The sequence below is a fragment of the bacterium genome, from assembly GCA_028820935.1.
GTDB lineage: Bacteria > Actinomycetota > Acidimicrobiia > Spongiisociales > Spongiisociaceae > Spongiisocius.
Genome location: JAPPHZ010000036.1, coordinates 123755 through 141237 on the forward strand (window position 1 = coordinate 123755; position 17483 = coordinate 141237).

General features: G+C 67.9%; 19 protein-coding genes. 10 read left to right on the plus strand and 9 right to left on the minus strand.

Annotation, left to right across the window (positions count from 1 at the left end; genetic code table 11):
• Positions 1 to 126 precede the first annotated feature (126 nt).
• The 3 genes from OXM57_10945 (at position 127) to OXM57_10955 (ending at position 2118) form a co-directional block, all read left to right on the plus strand.
• Positions 127 to 1005 carry an NAD(P)-binding domain-containing protein gene (locus tag OXM57_10945; GenBank protein ID MDE0353194.1) on the plus strand — a complete coding sequence of 293 codons (879 nt, stop codon included), beginning with the start codon at positions 127 to 129 and terminating at the stop codon, positions 1003 to 1005.
• 82 nt (positions 1006 to 1087) lie between these two features.
• The gene (locus tag OXM57_10950) at positions 1088 to 1483 is read left to right on the plus strand and encodes a TIGR03618 family F420-dependent PPOX class oxidoreductase (protein MDE0353195.1); all 396 of its coding nucleotides are present in this window, start codon (positions 1088 to 1090) and stop codon (positions 1481 to 1483) included.
• Between the two features lie 2 nt (positions 1484 to 1485).
• On the plus strand, positions 1486 to 2118 hold the full coding sequence (locus tag OXM57_10955; protein MDE0353196.1) for an HAD hydrolase-like protein: 633 nt from the start codon (positions 1486 to 1488) through the stop codon (positions 2116 to 2118).
• 32 nt (positions 2119 to 2150) lie between these two features.
• Here the strand turns inward: OXM57_10955 and OXM57_10960 are convergent, their stop codons facing one another.
• Entirely contained in the window at positions 2151 to 3293 is a 1143-nt protein-coding gene (locus OXM57_10960; GenBank protein ID MDE0353197.1) for a DUF418 domain-containing protein, read from the minus strand.
• Positions 3294 to 3435: 142 nt separating this feature from the next.
• On the opposite strand from OXM57_10960, the gene OXM57_10965 reads away from it, so the two are divergent.
• Together OXM57_10965 and OXM57_10970 are read left to right on the plus strand one after the other, a co-directional pair.
• Positions 3436 to 4305: an S-layer homology domain-containing protein gene (locus OXM57_10965; protein ID MDE0353198.1), complete on the plus strand. Its 870-nt coding sequence runs from the start codon at positions 3436 to 3438 to the stop codon at positions 4303 to 4305.
• Between the two features lie 195 nt (positions 4306 to 4500).
• Entirely contained in the window at positions 4501 to 4656 is a 156-nt protein-coding gene (locus OXM57_10970; GenBank protein MDE0353199.1) for a hypothetical protein, read from the plus strand.
• Positions 4657 to 4734: 78 nt separating this feature from the next.
• On the opposite strand, the gene OXM57_10975 is transcribed toward OXM57_10970, so the two are convergent.
• From OXM57_10975 to OXM57_10995, 5 genes are read right to left on the minus strand one after another with little or no spacing between them, the layout of a single operon-like run.
• Positions 4735 to 4902, minus strand: coding sequence for a hypothetical protein (locus OXM57_10975; protein MDE0353200.1), 168 nt, complete (start codon positions 4900 to 4902; stop codon positions 4735 to 4737).
• A 31-nt stretch (positions 4903 to 4933) separates the two neighbouring features.
• On the minus strand, positions 4934 to 5605 hold the full coding sequence (locus tag OXM57_10980; protein ID MDE0353201.1) for an RraA family protein: 672 nt from the start codon (positions 5603 to 5605) through the stop codon (positions 4934 to 4936).
• Positions 5602 to 6843 carry a M20 family metallopeptidase gene (locus tag OXM57_10985; GenBank protein MDE0353202.1) on the minus strand — a complete coding sequence of 414 codons (1242 nt, stop codon included), beginning with the start codon at positions 6841 to 6843 and terminating at the stop codon, positions 5602 to 5604. The genes OXM57_10980 and OXM57_10985 overlap by 4 nt, the downstream gene beginning before the upstream one ends.
• Positions 6840 to 8009, minus strand: a complete 1170-nt coding sequence (locus tag OXM57_10990) for an aminotransferase class I/II-fold pyridoxal phosphate-dependent enzyme (GenBank protein ID MDE0353203.1) — start codon at positions 8007 to 8009, stop codon at positions 6840 to 6842. Before OXM57_10990 ends, OXM57_10985 begins: the two co-directional genes overlap by 4 nt.
• Entirely contained in the window at positions 8006 to 8584 is a 579-nt protein-coding gene (locus OXM57_10995) for a pyridoxamine 5'-phosphate oxidase family protein (GenBank protein ID MDE0353204.1), read from the minus strand. The genes OXM57_10990 and OXM57_10995 overlap by 4 nt, the downstream gene beginning before the upstream one ends.
• 130 nt (positions 8585 to 8714) lie before the next feature.
• On the opposite strand from OXM57_10995, the gene OXM57_11000 reads away from it, so the two are divergent.
• From OXM57_11000 to OXM57_11010, 3 genes are all read left to right on the plus strand, one after another.
• Positions 8715 to 10454 (plus strand): CocE/NonD family hydrolase, encoded by a 1740-nt coding sequence (locus OXM57_11000; protein ID MDE0353205.1) that lies wholly within the window; start codon positions 8715 to 8717, stop codon positions 10452 to 10454.
• Positions 10455 to 10753: 299 nt separating this feature from the next.
• A complete protein-coding gene (locus tag OXM57_11005; GenBank protein MDE0353206.1) occupies positions 10754 to 11116 on the plus strand; it encodes a clan AA aspartic protease in 363 nt (120 codons plus the stop codon).
• A gap of 1 nt (position 11117) precedes the next feature.
• Entirely contained in the window at positions 11118 to 11345 is a 228-nt protein-coding gene (locus tag OXM57_11010; protein ID MDE0353207.1) for a ribbon-helix-helix domain-containing protein, read from the plus strand.
• Between the two features lie 47 nt (positions 11346 to 11392).
• On the opposite strand, the gene OXM57_11015 is transcribed toward OXM57_11010, so the two are convergent.
• The gene (locus OXM57_11015; protein MDE0353208.1) at positions 11393 to 12556 is read right to left on the minus strand and encodes a M20/M25/M40 family metallo-hydrolase; all 1164 of its coding nucleotides are present in this window, start codon (positions 12554 to 12556) and stop codon (positions 11393 to 11395) included.
• Positions 12557 to 12635: 79 nt separating this feature from the next.
• Here OXM57_11015 and OXM57_11020 point away from each other — a divergent pair, with 79 nt between their 5' ends.
• Positions 12636 to 13454, plus strand: coding sequence for a hypothetical protein (locus OXM57_11020; protein MDE0353209.1), 819 nt, complete (start codon positions 12636 to 12638; stop codon positions 13452 to 13454).
• On the opposite strand, the gene OXM57_11025 is transcribed toward OXM57_11020, so the two are convergent.
• Both OXM57_11025 and OXM57_11030 read right to left on the minus strand, forming a co-directional pair.
• Positions 13440 to 14177, minus strand: a complete 738-nt coding sequence (locus tag OXM57_11025) for a SprT family zinc-dependent metalloprotease (GenBank protein ID MDE0353210.1) — start codon at positions 14175 to 14177, stop codon at positions 13440 to 13442. The genes OXM57_11020 and OXM57_11025 overlap by 15 nt on opposite strands.
• A gap of 212 nt (positions 14178 to 14389) precedes the next feature.
• On the minus strand, positions 14390 to 15346 hold the full coding sequence (locus tag OXM57_11030) for an SDR family oxidoreductase (protein MDE0353211.1): 957 nt from the start codon (positions 15344 to 15346) through the stop codon (positions 14390 to 14392).
• Between the two features lie 107 nt (positions 15347 to 15453).
• On the opposite strand from OXM57_11030, the gene OXM57_11035 reads away from it, so the two are divergent.
• The gene (locus tag OXM57_11035; GenBank protein ID MDE0353212.1) at positions 15454 to 17211 is read left to right on the plus strand and encodes an ABC transporter substrate-binding protein; all 1758 of its coding nucleotides are present in this window, start codon (positions 15454 to 15456) and stop codon (positions 17209 to 17211) included.
• Positions 17212 to 17483: the final 272 nt, after the last annotated feature.

The window sequence follows — 17483 nt, forward strand, 5'->3', positions numbered from 1 at the left end:
CGGCGGTCGATTCTAAAGCCCGGCCGAACCGGTCCCGGTCACATCCCAGGTCCTTTCAACAGGCGTCCGGTCGCCGTCGCGGCTAAGCGCGCTACGGTCAGGCAGTTCCCGGCGGATGGAGACAGGATGAGCAGGGTCGGATTCATCGGCGTCGGCGTGATGGGCGCGCCCATGGCCCGGAACCTGCTGAGGGTGGGCCACCGGGTCCGGGTGTTCGACACCAGCGCGGCGGCCCAGGCCGCGGTCCTCCGGGACGGCGCCACCGACGCGGGCTCCGCCCGGGAGGCGGCGGACGGGGCGGACTACGTCATCACCATGCTCCCCACCGGTCGCCACGTCGCCGACGCGGTCCTCGGGCGCGGCGGCATTGCCGAGGCTCTCGATCCGGCCGCACTCCTCATCGACATGAGCACCGGGTTGCCGGCCCATTTCGACGCCACCGCCGAGGCGCTCGCTGCGTCCGGCAGGCGGATGATCGACGCGCCCGTTGGCCGGACCTCCAAGGATGCCGAGGCCGGGACCCTGCTGGTCATGGCGGGCGGCAGCCCGGAGGAGCTCGACCGGGCCCTACCGATCCTCGAGCTCCTCGGCGACCCGGTCATCCACTGCGGTCCCCGGGGCGCCGGGATCCGGACCAAGCTGGTCAACAACTACGTGTCGGTGGTGTCCAACGTGGTGGTGGCCGAGGCTCTGACCCTGGCCGAGGGGGAGGGGCTGGACCGCGATGTGGTCATCGAGGTGCTGATGGGCACCACGGCCGGCCAGGGCCACCTGGCCACCACCTATCCGGCCAAGGTGCTGGCGGACGACCTAGAGCCCGGCTTCATGATCGACCTGGCCCACAAGGACCTCGGCCTCGCCCTCGGGATGGGCGAAGCCGCCGGCGTCGCCCACGGCACGGGCCTGGCCGCCTTGGAGTGCTACTCCTCCGCCCGGGACCAGGGCATGGGCCGCCTGGACTGGACCGCCATCTACAACTTCCTGCGCCGATCGGCAGGCTCGTGACGCCGCTCCGGTGGGCCGGTTTGCGGATGGCGGCGTCGCCCATCACCATCACTCGGGTTGTTCGGATTCCAGGAGGGATGTCATGCTCGACAAGAGGGTTCTGAGGCTGGCTCGGGGCGCCAACTACGCCTCGCTGGCGACGATGATGCCGGACGGGTCCGTGCAGGTGCATCTGATGTGGGTGGACGCCGACGACGAGCACATCCTGATCAACACCGAGGTGCACCGGCCCAAGTTCAGGAACATGATGGCCGACCCCCGGGTCACCGTGCTGATCCCCGATGGGGGCAACCCCTTCCACTTCGCCGAGGTGAGGGGAGTGGTGGTGGACACGGTCACCGGTGCGGATGCCCGCTCCCACATCGACGCCCTCGCCCACAAATACCTGGGGGTGGACGAGTACCCGAACCCGATCACCTCGGAGCGGGCCATCGTCAAGATCGCCCCCGAGCGGGTCCTGGTCTTCCCGCCCGGCTGATCATGGAGGCGGTCCTGTTCGACCTGGATCGGACCCTCATCGACCTCCAGACCTACACCGACTACGGCGCAGCCTGGCAGGACACGGAGGCGATGATCGGGTCGTGGGACGACCTACCCACACCGGAGACGGATTGGGATGCCCCGACCCAGCGCTGCATGTCGATCCTGGTGGCCCTCAGCGGGGACCCCAGGTGGAGCCGGGTGTCGGAGGCGATCGCCGTCCATGAGACGGCCGCGGTGGCCGCTTCCCATGCCATGCCCCGCCTCGGGGAGGCCCTGGAACTCGCCCAGGGCACCCCGCGGGCGGTGGTGACGCTGGTGGCGGAGGCGCCGGCTCGGGCTGTCCTGGCCAGGCACGGGGTGGACATACCGCTGCTGGTTCCCAGGCGCCCGGACCTGCGGCCCAAGCCGGCGGCCGATCAGCTTCTCGAGGCCTGCCGCCTGCTCGAAGTGGCACCCTCCCGGACGGTGATGATCGGCGACTCGACCTGGGATGCCGAGGCCGCCGCCAACGCCGGGTGCGGGTTCGTGGGCGTCGCAGCCACCGAGGACGGCGCAACCCGGTTCGGCAGCGGGGTGGTTACCGGTGACGACCTCGTGGTTGCCGTAGAGCTGGCCAGGCGCCTGGTCTGATCGACGGCCGGTGGCGTCGGGAGGATGTCAGGTCACCGGCGCAGGCGTTGCCGCCGGCGATAGGTAGCGATCCGCCACAGCCACTCGGCGGGCCCGTAACGGAACCGATCCAGCCAGGGCGCCGACCACCAGAGCTGGGCCGCCCAGACCAGCCCGATGAAGCCCACCAGCATCGTACGGGTGAGGTCGGCATCCCCGAATAGGTACCTGAGGATGAGCACGCCCAGCACGGTCTGGGCCAGGTAGTTGGTGAGCGCCATCCTCCCGACCGAACGCAGGCGCCTGTGCAGACCGGTTTCGGGGCGGCGATTCCACAGGACGATCAGGGCGGTATAGCCGAGCACGGCCGGGGCGGTCCCGAGCGTGTTCGGGATCGTCCCGACGAATGCCACGTCCGGGGAGAAGTCACGGGCCGCTAGCCACGCCAGCCCGAGAGCGGCGAGCGGCAGGCCCACCCCCAGGCCGGTGCGCGCCATGCGCCGGTAGAAGGCGGCCGGACGGTCGCCGGTCATTACCCCGGTGCGGTAGAGCGCCACCCCGATCAGCATCATCCCGACCGCTCGTGACACGAAGTCCACGATGATGAAGCCGTCAGTGGTCCCGGTCATTTCCATGCCGCTCGTCCAGAACCCGCCGAGGCCGCTTCCGTCGCCGGGAAGGGAAGCCTGGAAAAGGACAGCGGCAACCGGCGACAGCAGCAGCGCCGCGCCACCCAGGACGAGGAGCGTCCGCGGGCGGCGGTTACGGAGCAGGATGATGATCGGGGACACCAGGGCGTAGCCCACCAGGATGTCGCCCTCCCACAGCAGCAGGTGGAGAAGGCCGATTCCCAGGAGGAGCAGGTTGCGCCACAGGCTCAGCAGCGCCGGTCGATGGGTCCGGGTAGCGGCCCGGTCGCAGAACAGGGCGATGCCCGCGCCGAAGAGCAGCGAGAAGAGGCCCATGAACTTCTGGTCGACGAAGACCTCGCCGAAGCCTCCGACCAGCCAGTCCAACCAGGTTTCCGAGCCACCGGCCGACAGGTTGAAGTAGGGCCCGGCGCCAAGGCCGAAGGAGACGGCGTTCATGACCAGGATGCCGAGAATGGCCACGCCCCTGATCAGGTCCAGGTAGGTATTGCGGGCGCCGGACCTGATCGGCCCGGCCCGGACGGTCTCGTCTCCCGAGTTCCTCATCGGATCAGGAAGGTAGCCGGGGAGGGCACGCTCATGGGGTGGGGCTTCCAGGAGTCACCGCGACCGCACATGTCTCGAGTCGATACAGATCTGAGAGGTACCGTCGTCGTTCCACGCCAGGTTCATCGAGCGCCTGACCGAGTTGGGGATCACCAGCGGCTGCGGTGATGGTTCGGAGTTCTGTCCCGACGGCCGCGTGACCAGCAGCCAAGTGGCGGTGTTCCTGGCGGGGGCCTACGAGTTGGCGGAGGGTCCGGATCCGGGCTTCGTTGATGTGCCCGTCGGGGTCTGGTACGCCGACCATGTTGCCCGGCTGGCCGCTTCCGGGATAACGCCCGGTTGTGGCGGTTCCCGGTTCTGCCCTCGAGACGCGGTGACCCGGGCGCAGATGGCCACGTTGCTCTACCGAGCCCAGAACGTGCGCGTACCACCTCCAACACTGAGTCCGGTGTTGGTGGGCGGGTTCGGTGATGTTCCTGCTGATGCGTACTACACCCAGCCGGTGGTCACGCTTTCGGGCCGTGGGGTGTTTGCCCGCACCGCGTGCGCTGCACAGAGTTTCTGCCCGGAGGCGCCGATGGATCGCAAGACGCTGGCAGTGTGGATGGTGCGGGTCCTCGACGGCGGTGATCCGTCTCCGGTGTCGGAGTCGAGGTTCAGCGATGTCAACCCGTCGGGGTTCCGCGCGCCGTTCATCGAGCGGCTGGCCGAGTTGGAAATCACCAGCGGTTGCGGTGATGGGGTGTTCTGCCCGAACGACACGGTGACCCGGGCGCAGGTGGCGGTGTTCCTGGCGGGGGCTTACCCGTTGCCCGAGGGACCGGATCCGGAATTCGCTGATGTTCCCGCCGGTGCTTGGTACGCCGACCAGGTCGCCCGCCTGAAGGCTTCCGGGATAACGGCCGGCTGTGGCGATGGTTCCCGGTTCTGCCCCGGCGACACGGTGACCGGGCCCAGATGGCGACATTCCTCTACCGAGCCGAAACCCGCCCCACCCCATCCTGATTTCTAGTCTCTAGTCCTATACTAACCACTAAAAACTAATCACGATCATCTAGCCACTACAAGTACGGGTACACACGCACCGATTTCAGAGTGGTCCTGGGCGTCGTGCTGGGGGATGCGTTTTTTGTGTACCGCCTCCGCCAGCCGGAGAGTGGCCCGACTAGCCTCACCCCTGTGTGTTAACTCAGGGAGAGGAGACACGGTGACTGTGAAGCGGGTGTCTATTGCCATCGGTGTGGTGGCCGTTGTGTTGGGGATTGTGTTCGCAGTGAACAACGAAGACGGGCTCATGCTCCTGATGGTCGGGGTAGCGTTGGTTGGGTTCGGCGTGGGCGGCTGGAGCAGCAACAACGACTAGCCCTGGTGGTGTCCAATAGTGACACCCCTATTCGGGATCGGAACTATCCATCCCTTGGGCAGCCCCAACGCGAAGGTGTCACCCCGGCGCGCGCAGGCTTTCCATGATGCGGGCGACCGCGAGCATTTCCGCCCTGTCGTCTTCGTCGGCGTCGAGCCGGGCCGCATCCGAGGCCAAGGCCTGTTCGCCCCGGCGGCGGGCAGCCGTCTCCACCAGGGCCAGGCGGATGGCCTCGGAACGGGTCATGTGAACGGAGCGACGACAACCAGCAACTAACTCAGATGTAGCCGTGGCGCTCGAGGCCGGCGAGCGGCGACTCGCCCTCCCTCATCTCCGCCCGGACCATCTCCTCGGCGCCGACGATCTCCTCCGAACGGATCAGCACCTGCTCGGCGTCATCGCGGGGGATCACCAGGATGCCGTCGAACTCGGCCAGGATCACGTCACCCGGGTGGACGGTGACCTCGCCGATAGTGACCGGCACCTGGGAGGCGACCATCTCCCAGCGGCCGATGGCGTTGAGCGGCGACAGGTCTCGGTAGAACACCTGGAACCCGATGTCCCGGATCCCCTCGATGTCCCGCAGGTTGCCGTCCAGGATGGCGCCCACGCAGCCGTGCTGCCGCGCCGAGTTGCAGCACAGCTCGCCCAGGTGCCCCACGTGCGTGTCCGGGCTGACCGACACCAGCACGCTGTCGGGGGTGAGGTTCTCGAACACCTGCAGGTAGGAGGTGATCCGCTCGATGCCGGGCTCGCGCCCGATGCGCGGCTCGATGGGCGCTCCCTGGACCGTATGCGCCAGCCCGGCGATGCGTTGCTCGGGGAAGAGCGGCCGCAGGTAGCTGGGCAGGACCTGTTCAGGAAGCCCCATCCAGTAGAGGGCATCGCAAACGGCCGGCACGTACAGCCGGCGGAAGCGGGCGCAGAGTTCGGCAGGCGGAATGCTCATTGTGACCCTCCCAGGTATCGGAGCGCGGCCAGGGCGTAGATTTGAGCCGCCTGCGCCACGCTATCGGCGGACAGGTACTCGTTGGGACTGTGGGCGCGGGGCAGCATTCCCGGCCCGAAGGCCGCCACGCAGGGGATCCCCGCGGTCAGCTGGAAATGGGGCGCGTCGGTGGCGCCGGGAAAGGCGTCGAGGCGCGGCTCGTGGCCCAGCACCCGGGCCGTGGTCTCCTGGAGGATCGGCACGAGCGGCTGGTCCGGAGGAATCTCGGTGGCGGGAACCATCAGCTCCCACACCAGTTCCGCCGCCAGGTCGGGTTGCTCGGTCATGGCGGCGGTGAGGAAGCGGTTGATGTCGTCGATCAGCTGCTGCTCTCCCATACCGGGCAGGGTGCGGATGTCGCAGGCGAACTCGGCATTGCCGGGATATACCCCGTAGAACACGCCGGCCTCGGCCATCACGCCGACATTGACGGTCGGTCCGGTGGGGCAGAGCGGGTGGGGCCCGTAGGTCAGGTAGCTCTCCAGGTCACGGTCCATCCGGTCGATCAGCCGGGCCATCTGGACGGTGGCGTTGATCCCTTCGATACGGTCCGAGATGGAGGAGTGCATCTGGGTGCCGGTGATCCTCACCTTGAAGAGGGCCGCGCCCCTCGACACCAGGTGGATCGACTCCCACTCCCGCTCGATGCCGCTGGGCTCCCCGATGAGCGCCACGTCGGCTTCCAGCAGGCCGTTGTCCGCCATCCATTTGGAGCCGAGCAGCGATCCCGCCTCCTCGTCCGCGGTGAACACCGCCACCAGGTCTCCGGCAAGCGGGCCGACCGACTCGATCCCGCCCAGCGTGTAGACCATGGCGGCCACGGCGGCCTTCATGTCGCCTGACCCGAGCCCCACTAGGTTGCCGTTCTCCAGGACCGGATCCCACGGGTCGGTCTTCCACGCCGTGAGGTCTCCGGCCGGCTTGGTGTCCAGGTGCCCGGAGAGCACCAGCGTGGGACCGCCGCCCGTTCCGGGAATCCGGACTATGAGGTTGGGCCGCTCGGGGGTCGCACCCACCCGCTCCACATCGGTGACCCCCAGATCGGCCAACCGCGAGGTGACCAGGTCGGCCACGGCCCTCTCGTCACCGGGCGGGTTGGGCGACGGGGTCCGGATCAGCTCCCTGGCGAACTCGAGCACCTCGTCCCGGCGGTCTCGTACGTACGAGTCGAGGCGGTCCTCGGTCCTGGCGCCGGTCATGCGGGTGCCAGCGTCCTCTCTCTACATGCCACGGCCAGCCTTCGGAGACCCTCGGTGATCCGGTCCTCATCGGCGGCCAGCGAGATGCGGACGTAGCCCTCGCCGCCCGGTCCGAACACCGATCCCGGCGCCACGCTGACTCCGTGGCGGTCGAGCAGATCGAGGGCGAACCGGAACATCGACCGCCCGTGCGTGTCGACCTTGACCAGCATGTAGATGGTGCCGGCGGGCGCCACCAACTCCAGCCCGGCCTCGGTGGCGGTGCGAACTGCAGCCGTGCGGCGTCTCCGGTAGGCATCGAGCATGGCCCGGATCGGCTCTCTGGGTCCGAGCAGGGCCGCCTCGGCCGCCTTCTGCGAGATGGTGCTCGGGCACGACAGCTGGGGCTCCTGGAGCTTGCGGAGCAGGTCGGCCACCGGGGGCGGCGCCACCGCGTAGCCCACCCGCCAGCCGGTCATGGCGTACACCTTCGAGAAGCTGTAGACGCTGATCACCCGGTCCTCCTCGTCGTAACGGGCGGCCGCGGTGTGGAAGGCCGTGGTGTCCAGCACCAACTCGTCGTAGACCTCGTCCGACAGCAACCACAGATCGTGGCGGTTGCATAGCTCGACGAGCTCCCGCATCAGGTCGGCGGGGAATACCGACCCGGTGGGGTTGGACGGCGTGTTGACGAAGAGCATGGTGGTCCGGTCCGAGATCAGGGCCCCGAGCCGTTCCGGGTCGGGCAGGAAGCCGTTGGAAGCCTCCAGGTGATAGAACACGGGCGTTCCTCCCAGGAGGCGCACCATGCCGTCCATGTTGGGGAACCCGGGCGTGGGCAGGAGCACCTCGTCACCGGGGTTGAGCAGGGCGAAGTAGGTGGAGAAGAGGGCGTTCATCCCGCCGGGGGTGACCACGATCCGGTCCGGAGGGGCGGCGAACCCGTCCACCTCCTCCACCTTGGCGGACAGCAGTTCCCGCAGGCTGTCCAGCCCGCCGTTGGGCCCGTAGCCGGTCCAGCCCGCCCGGGCTGTCGCGTGGGCACCGGCCACGATGTGCTCGGGAGTGGGAAAGCTGGGCTCACCCACCTCGAGGCGGATGGTGTCGGGACGGGTCGCGGCCCGGTCGAACAGGACCCGGATCTCGGACCGGGCCAGCGAGACGGCCTGGTCGGCCAGGCGCCTCACCGGGCGCCGGCCTCCCGCTGCCGGGCCTTCTCCTCGAGGTCGGGACGCTGACCCGCATCGAAGTAACGGAGCGCCCAGTCGGCCCCCTGCCAGGTGGTCAGCTTGCCGTCACGGGGCACCAGGCGCACCAGGTAACGATCCCAGTCCCACGACGCCTTCAGCTGCTCCGGTCCCGAGGGCCCCGTGTAACGGGTCGCCATCTCATCAGCCACCGGTACCCACTTCGATCCCTCGCCCTTGGCCGGGCCCTCCACGATCTCGGCGGTGCACTGGGCCAGCACCTTGCGGATCCGCGGGTGGGCGGTCTCCTCGATACAGACGGCGCATTGCGGGTTCCGCTCCAGGTCATGCACCCAGCCGGAGCGCTTGCGGCCCACCACGTAGAAGGCCTCGCCGTCCCACTGGTACCAGAGCGGCACCACCATCGGCCAGCCGTCCTCCTTGAGGAAGGCCAGCTTGAGCAGCCACGTGCTGTCCGGGCTTCCGAGGAACTCCTCGATGTGGCTCTGCGGCATCCCGCCGGCGTCGGAGCCCTCCTCGTAGTAGGTGTCCTGCCTGAACTCGCTCTCGCTCATGCTCGCCTCCGCCCTTCCGGGACCAGCCGGACCCGTTGCCGGTTGGGCCGGTTGCTTCGTCCGTCTCTCTCGCGCAGAATGCTACCGAAGCGGGTTGGCCCGCCCCGAATGTCCATCGGCGAGGAACACAATGACCACCACCCCCCTGATCGAGCAGATGCCGGGACTCGGCGTCACCGTCCAGCGTGACGCGGAAGCCACCATGAGGGACGGGACCGTGCTGCGGGCCGACGTCTACCGTCCCGAGACACAGGCCGACCTGCCCGTGCTGCTCATCCGCTCCATCTACGACAAGCGGTCGGGCGTTCCCACCTTCGGCAGCGCTCACCCGGCCTGGTTCGCCGCCCAGGGGTATGTGGTGGTGGTTCAGGACTGCCGGGGCCGGTACGCGTCCGAAGGCGACTTCTATCCCTACCTCCACGAGATGGAAGACGGCTACGACTCGGTGGAGTGGGCGGCCCGGCTGGCCGGATCCAATGGCCGGGTCGGGATGATGGGGTTCTCCTATGTCGGGGCCACCCAGCTCCTGGCGGCGGTGACCGCGCCACCCTCCCTTGCCTCCATCACGCCGGCCTTCACCGCCTCGCAGTACTACGACGGGTGGACCTATAACGGCGGGGCACTCTCGCTGGCCTTCATCGGCTACTGGGCGACGCTCCTGGGGTTGGAGACGGCGCAGCGGGCCGGCGACCTCGAGGGCCACATCGGCCTGGCCGCCGCCCTGGGCGCGGCCCCCAACTGGTACCACTCCCTCCCCGTGGCCGGCTACCCGCCGCTCCAGACCCCGCACGTGCCCTACTTCAACGACTGGGCGGAGCATTGCTCCTACGACGACTACTGGAAGCGGTGGAGCATCGACGAGGACTACAGCCGGATCAGGGTGCCGGCCCTGCATGTGGCCGGTTGGTACGACGTGTTCCTCGGCGGCACGGTCAAGAACTTCGTGGGGCTCTCCGCTTCCGGCTACGACGACCGGACGCGTGACAACCAGAAGCTGGTGGTCGGACCCTGGGCGCACATGCCCTGGACGCCGGTCAGCCGGCTCGGCTCCGACGGTCCTTCGACCATGGAGATCGACTCCTGGCTGCTCCGGTGGTTCGACCAGACCCTCAAAGGTACGGAGACGGGGGTCATGGACAGCCGGGTGACCGCCTTCACCCTGGACGGGGGATGGCGGGACTTCGCCTCGTGGCCGCCCCCGGACGCGGTGGTGGAGGACTGGTTCATCCACTCCGACGGATGCGCCAACTCAAAGTTCGGGGACGGCACGCTCGACCGCACCGCGCCCGGTGACGAGCCGCCCGACATCTTCATCTACGAGCCGGGAGTGCCGGTTCCATCGATGGGGGGACACTCGTGCTGCTTCGACAGCATCACCCCGATGGGCCCGGCCGACCAGCACGAGGCGGAGGTGTCCCGGATGATCCTGGTGTACACGTCCGAGCCCCTGGCGGAGGACGTCGAGCTGGTCGGAGACGCGGAGGTAACCCTGTACGCCGCCACGACGGCCGTCGACACCGACTTCACCGCCCGGCTCTGCGTGGTGGACGAGGCCGGCCGCTCGGTCAACCTCCAGGAGGGGATCCTCCGGGCGCGTTACCGCGAGTCGCTGTCGGATCCCGAGCTGCTGACCCCGGGCCGGGTGTACGAGTTCAAGATCGAGTTGGGCCCGGTGGGGGCCCGCGTGGGCGCCGGGTCGCGCCTCCGCTTGAACATCTCCAGCTCCGACTTCCCCCAGTGGGACCGGAACCTGAACACGGGCGCCCAGCCGCTCACCGACGGACCGCTCGACTCGATCCCGGCCACCCAAACGGTGCTGCACAACCGTTCCCATCCCACCCGGGTCTCCATACCCGTCCTGAGAGCGTGAAGTGGCACCGCCTGCTCCCCATCGAGATCAAGGCGACCAAGCGCCCCCGTCTCTGTGACGCACGTCACCTCCGCACCTTCCGGGCTGAATACGGTGACCAAGCCCGGCCCGGTCTCCTCCTGCACGCCGGAACCGTCACCGAGTGGCTCACCCCGGACGTACTTTCCGCCCCGTGGTGGCGGATTGTCTGAGCGGCTCGAGGACACGACTCAACAGGGGGGTTGACACGCGCCGCCGCTCGACGTACAACACTTGCAGGCGCGCAGCACAGTTGCCGGAATAGCGAATGAGACAGCAGCATGGGCGAGACACATGTGCAGGTCCTGATCCGGAACCCCGCCGAGCCACAACGGACCTGGGAAGGCCCCTTCCTGGTCGGCACGGGCGCCAACGACTGTCACGTGCCGAGGCGCTACCTGGAGGCTATCGGCCTTAAGCCCAAGGGGGAGCGGGTCTACCAGTTGGCCGACGGCAGCGTGGTGACCGTCGATACCACCATCGGGGAGGTGGAATTCATGGGAGAGTTCATCGGTAGCCTCATCGCGTTCGGGGAGGACGGAACCGAGCCCCTCCTGGGAACAATCGCTCTTCAGGCCGCGGGGATCGAAGTTGACCTGCGGACCGAGTCACTGAGGAAGAGCCGCCGCCGCTTCCGGCTCTGACATGAAGCGTACGACCGTCTATTTCCCTGCCGATCTGAAGCAACGGCTGGAAGAGGTAGCGGAACGAGAGTCCCGCAGCGAGGCCTCCATCGTGCGTGAGGCTGTTCAGGCGGCGCTCGACGCTCGCGACGCTTTGATCCCGAAGTTGCCTCTGTTCGATGGATGGGGGGATCCCACCCTCGCCGACTGGGTGGACGAACTGCTGGCGGGTAGCGGCTTCGGTAGATGACGTTGACACCACCAGACCTCTGATGGGGATCTGGCCGGGCTGCCGGGTCAGCCGGCGGCGAGGTTCAGAGCGGTTTGGGCGAGGATCTCGGCCGCTAGTGCTGTTTCCTCGATGCCCACCCATTCCTCGTCGGAGTGGGCCTGGTCGATGCTGCCGGGTCCGAACACCACGCAGCTGATCCCGGCCGGGGCGAGCGCGGAGGCGTCCGTGCCGAACGTGACGCCGATCGGATCGGCCTCCCGGCCCGTGGCCGCCTCCCGGGCCCCCTTCAAGGCCTGGACCACCGGGTCGGTAACGGGGGTGTCGAGGGGAGCGGTCATCAGGAAGGGGTCCCGGCGCTCTAAGGGGACATCGAGGCCGGCCAGCAGCTCGTCAAACTCCTCGAGCAACTCCTCGTGGTTCTCGCCGGGGATCACCCGCCGGTCGAGGCCGATGACGCACTCCGCCGGCACCACGTTGAAGCCGGAGCCTCCCCTGATGGTCGTGACGGCCAGCGTAGGCGGACCCGCCAGCGGGTGTCCCACCGGGTCGAGGGCGGCCAGGTAGTCGGTCTGGAGGGCGTCCAGAACCCGTCCCATCGCGTAGATGGCGTTACGTCCCAGGTGGGGCTTGGAGGAGTGTGACGGGATGCCGGTGGTGGCGATCTCGATGCGCAGCACGCCCTTGTGGGCGGTGGCGATCTCCAGGCTGGTGGGTTCGCCGAGCACCGCCATGTCGACCTCCGGGTGGGCGGCCGCCAGCTCCTCCGCCCCCGTTCCGCCGACCTCCTCGTCGATGCCCCCCACCAGCATGACGGTGGCCCGCTCGGCCGGGTCCACCGACCCCAGCAGCCGGAGGGCCTCGACCATCGCCACCAGCGACCCCTTGGTGTCGCAGGCGCCCCGCCCGAACACGTTGCCGCCGGTGGACAGGGCATGGGCGGTGGCCTTACCGGAGAGGCCCACCGTGTCGAGGTGGGCGTGGAACATGACGACCGGAGAGCCCTCCCGTCCCGGCAGGGTGGCGACGACGTTGTCGCGCCCTCCCGGGTGGACCGGTTCGCGCACGGGATCGAAGCCCCAGTCCCTGAGGTCGGAGAAGAGCAGGCTCGCCAGGTCGGCCTCGCCGGCGCCCCCGTCGATGGCGGGGTTGACGGAGTGGGTACTTACGTAGCGGACCAGCAATCGCTCGACCCTGGCGCGGTCGGCCTGGCCTTGGAACTCGGACGGCACGGGAGCAACGATACCGAACCGGACTCGCCCACCTACAATTCTCGGACCGCAACTGTGGTGGCGACGGGGAGGCCGGCAAGTGTGCACCACCGGGTTCTTCAGGCTCGGACCTGACGACTACCTGCTGTTCAAGAACAAGGACTTCGGCAGGGAGAGTTTCGACGACCGCCTGGTGCTCGAACCGGACGTGTTCGGCGTGGAGGGTGTCACCACCTGGGCGGGAACCGATCCCGACCTGGACCGGTTCTCGGGCTTCTCGATCGGCGCCAACTCCTCCGGCCTGCTCGTGTGCGACTCCAACGTCCGCACCCTCGATGACCACGCCAACTACGACGACCTGGTCGAGATCGCCCTGCGCGAGGGCACGGATGTTCCGTCGGGCGTGGCCGCGGTGGAGCGAGCGGTGGCCGCCCGCCCCTACCTGTGGGCCAACCTGGTGCTGATCGACCGTCACGGCCAGGCTGCTATCGAGGTACGGAGCCGGCAGACAGCCGTGCTCTGGCCGGACAGGCCCACCGCCCGCTCCAACCACCACACCGAACTCGGGGTCCACCCCGAGAACGATGACCGGTTGACCACGCTCGACCGGATCGGCTCCGCGCAGGGCCGCCTCGACCGGGCCGCGTCCCTGGACGACATCCTCGAGTTGCTCGGGAGCCACGACCAGGGCGACACGGGCGTGTGCAACCATCTGGGCTACAGCACCGTCTACAGCTACATCCTCCGCCACCGGGCGGGGACGACCACGCTGCTGGTCGGCCGGGGAAGGCCTTGCGAGGCGTCCCCGCCCCTGGAACTGGAGCTTCCATTCGGCCCGGCCTGGTCGCCCGACGCCCTCGAGGGCTTCCTGGCCGCCTACCCCTCCGATCGGGTCTCGGTCGCCTCACAGGCTCCATAGCGGCAGGTCGGATACGGCCTCCTTCAGACCTCTCCGGCGCTCGTCCACGTCGGGCAGGGCGCCGGCCACCCGGTTCCAGAACTCGGGCGGGTGGCCCTTGACCTGGAGGTGGGCGAGCTCGTGCACCACCACGTAGTCGATGAGCCTCGGCTCCAGCATGACGATCCGCCAGTTGAACCGGAGGGTGCCGTCACGGGCACAGCTGGCCCAGCGGCTCTTCTGGTCGCGGATCAAGACCCTCGACTTCGGGCCATGGCCGAGGAGCGGCCACCATGCGTCGACCGTGGCCGGGATCCGCTCCCAGGCCCGGGCGTTGTACCAGGCCACGAACGTATGGCCGACGCTCAGGAGCCGGGAATCCTCGTCCGGCCCGGGTGGCACGGTCACCGTGAACCGGCTCCCGTCGAAGTCCACCACCGGTCCCGGCAGGTCCCCGGTCTCGTAGGAGAGCGGCACGGCCCGGCCCAGGTAGGGCATGATCTGGCCCTCTCGCAGGCCGGGCAGGCAGGCTCGTTCCAGATCCGCCAGGTGCCCGAGAATCCAGGGCGCCTTGGCCTCGACGAACCGCTTGAGCTCGGCCACCGGTGCGGCTCTCGGGGCGTACACCCGCACGCCGACGGGCGTCACGGCCACCTCGACCGTCCTGGTCCGGCGGTCGCTCCGGCGTACCTCGAACTCGATGGTGGAATCTCCGTGGGTGATGGAGCAGTATTCGCGCGCCATCTCGGTCTCCTTTCGCTTCCCGGCCGCCGTTGCCGAGGGCCGGTTCCCAAACTGATGTCGGGGTCGGGCCTTCCGATCCCTCCCCATCAGTTACCGCGATATGGCAGGCTTTTCCAGACCCTTACCGGCTGCTGTTGACCATGAGATAAGACGTAACAAATGATTATTAACTAGCAACTAGCAACTAGCAACTAGCAACTAGCAACTAGCAACTAGAAACTGACCCGGCCCTCAGCAAGCAGTCGGCGGAAGGCATCGACCGTTCCTGCGATCCCCTCCGGCAGAGTGCGCTGGGGAATGTCGATGGCCTGCTCGAGGCCGGCTCCGTCGATGATCGAGGGAAGCGGGAAGGGCGCGTCGTCGTAGGTGGTCTCGATGCCGGGAGCGGCCGCATCGATCGCCGCCGCCACCTCCGAGATGTGAGCCACCGGGCCGCCCACGTTGTGGACCAGGGCCCGGCCGGCCTCGAGGCGGGCGGCGGCGATGAAGATACGGGCCATGTCCTGGGCGTGGTGGTAGGTGACCGTTCCGCCGTGGGTGATGTGGGCTGAGACTCCGGCCGCCGCCGACAGCATCGCCACCGTGGCCGCCGAGGTAAGGCCCTGATCACGTCCCGGCCCGTAGATGACGGAGGGTCGAAGACCCACCGAGCCGACTCCCCAGTCGGTGCTGTAGATGCGGGCGGTCCACTCATTGGCCTGCTTGTAGGCGCCGTAGAGGGTGGTAGGGGCGGCGGGCGAATCGTCGTACACCACCCCGCCCTCGTACATCTCGGCGGGGCCGAACACCCCGATCGAGCTTGCATAGGTGACACCCCGGACCCGGCCGTCGGACCGGCGGGCCGCCTCCAGGACGTTCAAGGTGCCGGTGACGTTGACGCGTGAGCCGTTGACCGGATCGGCCGCACAGAACGGGACCTGGAGGGCAGCGAGGTGGACCACGTGGGTGATCCGGTTGTCCGCGATCACCGCCTCGACCGCCTCGCTGTCGCGAATGTCCCCCCGGCGGAACCGGACGGCCGAGAGCTCGTCCTCGTCCAGAAGGAGCCGCAGGCGATGGGGAGTATCGCTTATGTCGAAAGTGACCACCGGAGTTCCTTCCCTGACCAGCTCATGAACCGCCCAGGCGCCGATGCAACCGGCTGATCCTGTCACCAGGAACCGTTCCATTTTTCCGCCTTTACCAATGGATGTGAATTTGGTTGTACGCCGTAGCGAGCAACAGGATAAGATAACCGGCTAAGCGTCAGTGGCGCGAGCGAAGGAGGATATTGCTTATGGGTAATTCTTGGATGGGTCCGGAAGTGACCGAACTTACCGAGCAGTACATGGCCCGCAAGATCGGGCGGCGCCAATTCATGAAGCGCATGGGTGTCGCCGGAGTCGGGGTGGCAGCCGCGGCGTCGATACTCGCAGCCTGTGGCGAGGACGAGCCCGCCGAGACAACTGCCGCCCCCACTACCGCGGCTCCGACCACGACAGAAGCGGTGATAACGGGCCCGGTTGCCGGCGGTACGTTGCGGGAGGGTTACAACCGGGACGTCTCCAAGCACGATCCGGCCACCACCAACTGGTACGACCCGGCCTTCTTCGCCATCTACGAGGCGATCCTGTCGAACGATCCGAGCGGTGCCACCGTGCCCCAGTTCGCATCGGGATTCTCCGCTGCGGATGATGGCCTCGAGTACCGGTTCACGATTCCGGAGGGCAAGCTGTCGCACTCCGGCGGGACGATCAACGCCGAGATGGTGGCCGAGTTCTACCGGTCCATCCAGACGTACAGCTTCATCGCGGGTCTGGCGGCGCCGGTCGACACCTACGAGGCGGACGGCAATGACGTCGTCATGAAGATGAAGAACCCCTGGGTGGGGGCCCTCGGCCCGCACAAGACCGGGTACTGGCGGATCGTCAACATCAACACCTGGAAGGAGCACTCGCTCACGGCCGATGGCGAGCTCAACGCCGCCTCGACCTACGGCACCGAGCTGGCTGACGGCACCGGTCCCTTCACCCACGAGGAGTGGGTGCCGGGGAGCCATGTGCTGGTACGGCGCTGGGACGACTATCCCGGTTCCCAGACCCCGTTCTTCGAGAACAAGGGTCCGGCCCATCTGGACGCCATCCGGTGGACGGTCATCACCGAGGCCGGCCAGCGGGCCACCCAGCTCGAGAACGGCGATATCGACACGTTGATCAACCCGGCCCACCAGGACATCGGGCGCCTCGAGTCCAACTCGGACCTGACGGTGATCCGGCATCCCGAGTGGTCGGGATATCACCTGGCGATGAACCGTGACTATCCCGAGTACTTCGGTGACCGGCTGACCCGCCAGGGCCTGTCCCACGCGTTGGATCGGGAGGGCATGGTCCAGGCCATCCTGTTCGGCAACGGCGCCGCAACCTACGGCCCGTTCCCGACCACCGACCGGAACTACGAGTCGGCGGTCGAGCAGTTCAACCAGTTCGACCTCGATCTGGCCAACCAGAAGCTGGACCGGGCCGGATGGACCATGGGCAGCGACGGTGTTCGGGAGCGCGAAGGCGTCAGGTTCGAGTTCCGCTACCTCGTCGAGGACGAGACGGTGCAGAAGTCGGTGGCCGAGGCCGTTCAGGCCCAGTTCGCCAACGTCGGGGTTCAAGCGAATCTGGACGTGGTGGACCGGGCGCTCGCCTTCGAGCAGCAGAGCGGCCCGGGCCGGGACTCGGTGGAGATGTCGCTCTTCTTCTGGCTGTGGCCGATCCCGCTCGACGTGCTGATCCTCTTCGGCGGATCGCAGTTCATCCCCGTGCCGAACTTCTCGCACGCCGTGGAGCCGCGGGTCGACGATGCCATCGCCAGCTGGCAGAACTCTGCCACAGAGTCGCAGGCGCAGGCGGCGGCTTCCCAGTTCCAGCTCGCCTGGGCGGAGGAGCTTCCGTACATCCCGCTGATGAACCAGAACGCCACGTTCGTACACAACAACAAGGTGCACGGATGGCAGCCCTTCGTGTGGAACCTCTACCCGTACTACAACGACACCTGGATCGAGGCCTAAGGTTCCGGACGAACCTTGCCGGTATTCGGATCGAGAGAGGGGGGGGCGCCCCCGCGGCCCCCGCCCGAAAAATGGGGTGGGGGGTGGGGGGGGGGTTTGACCCCCCCCCCAACAAATGGTGTGTGTGGGGGGGGTGGGTGGTGTCCGTGTTTACTGCGGGGGTCTCTTTGGTGGGTGCGGTTTTTTCTCCCTCGGGGGGGCGGGTTTGGTGTGTGTTTTTTCGCGGGCGGGCCGGCGCGCCCACCACTACGGTACGATGAACTAGGTGAGCG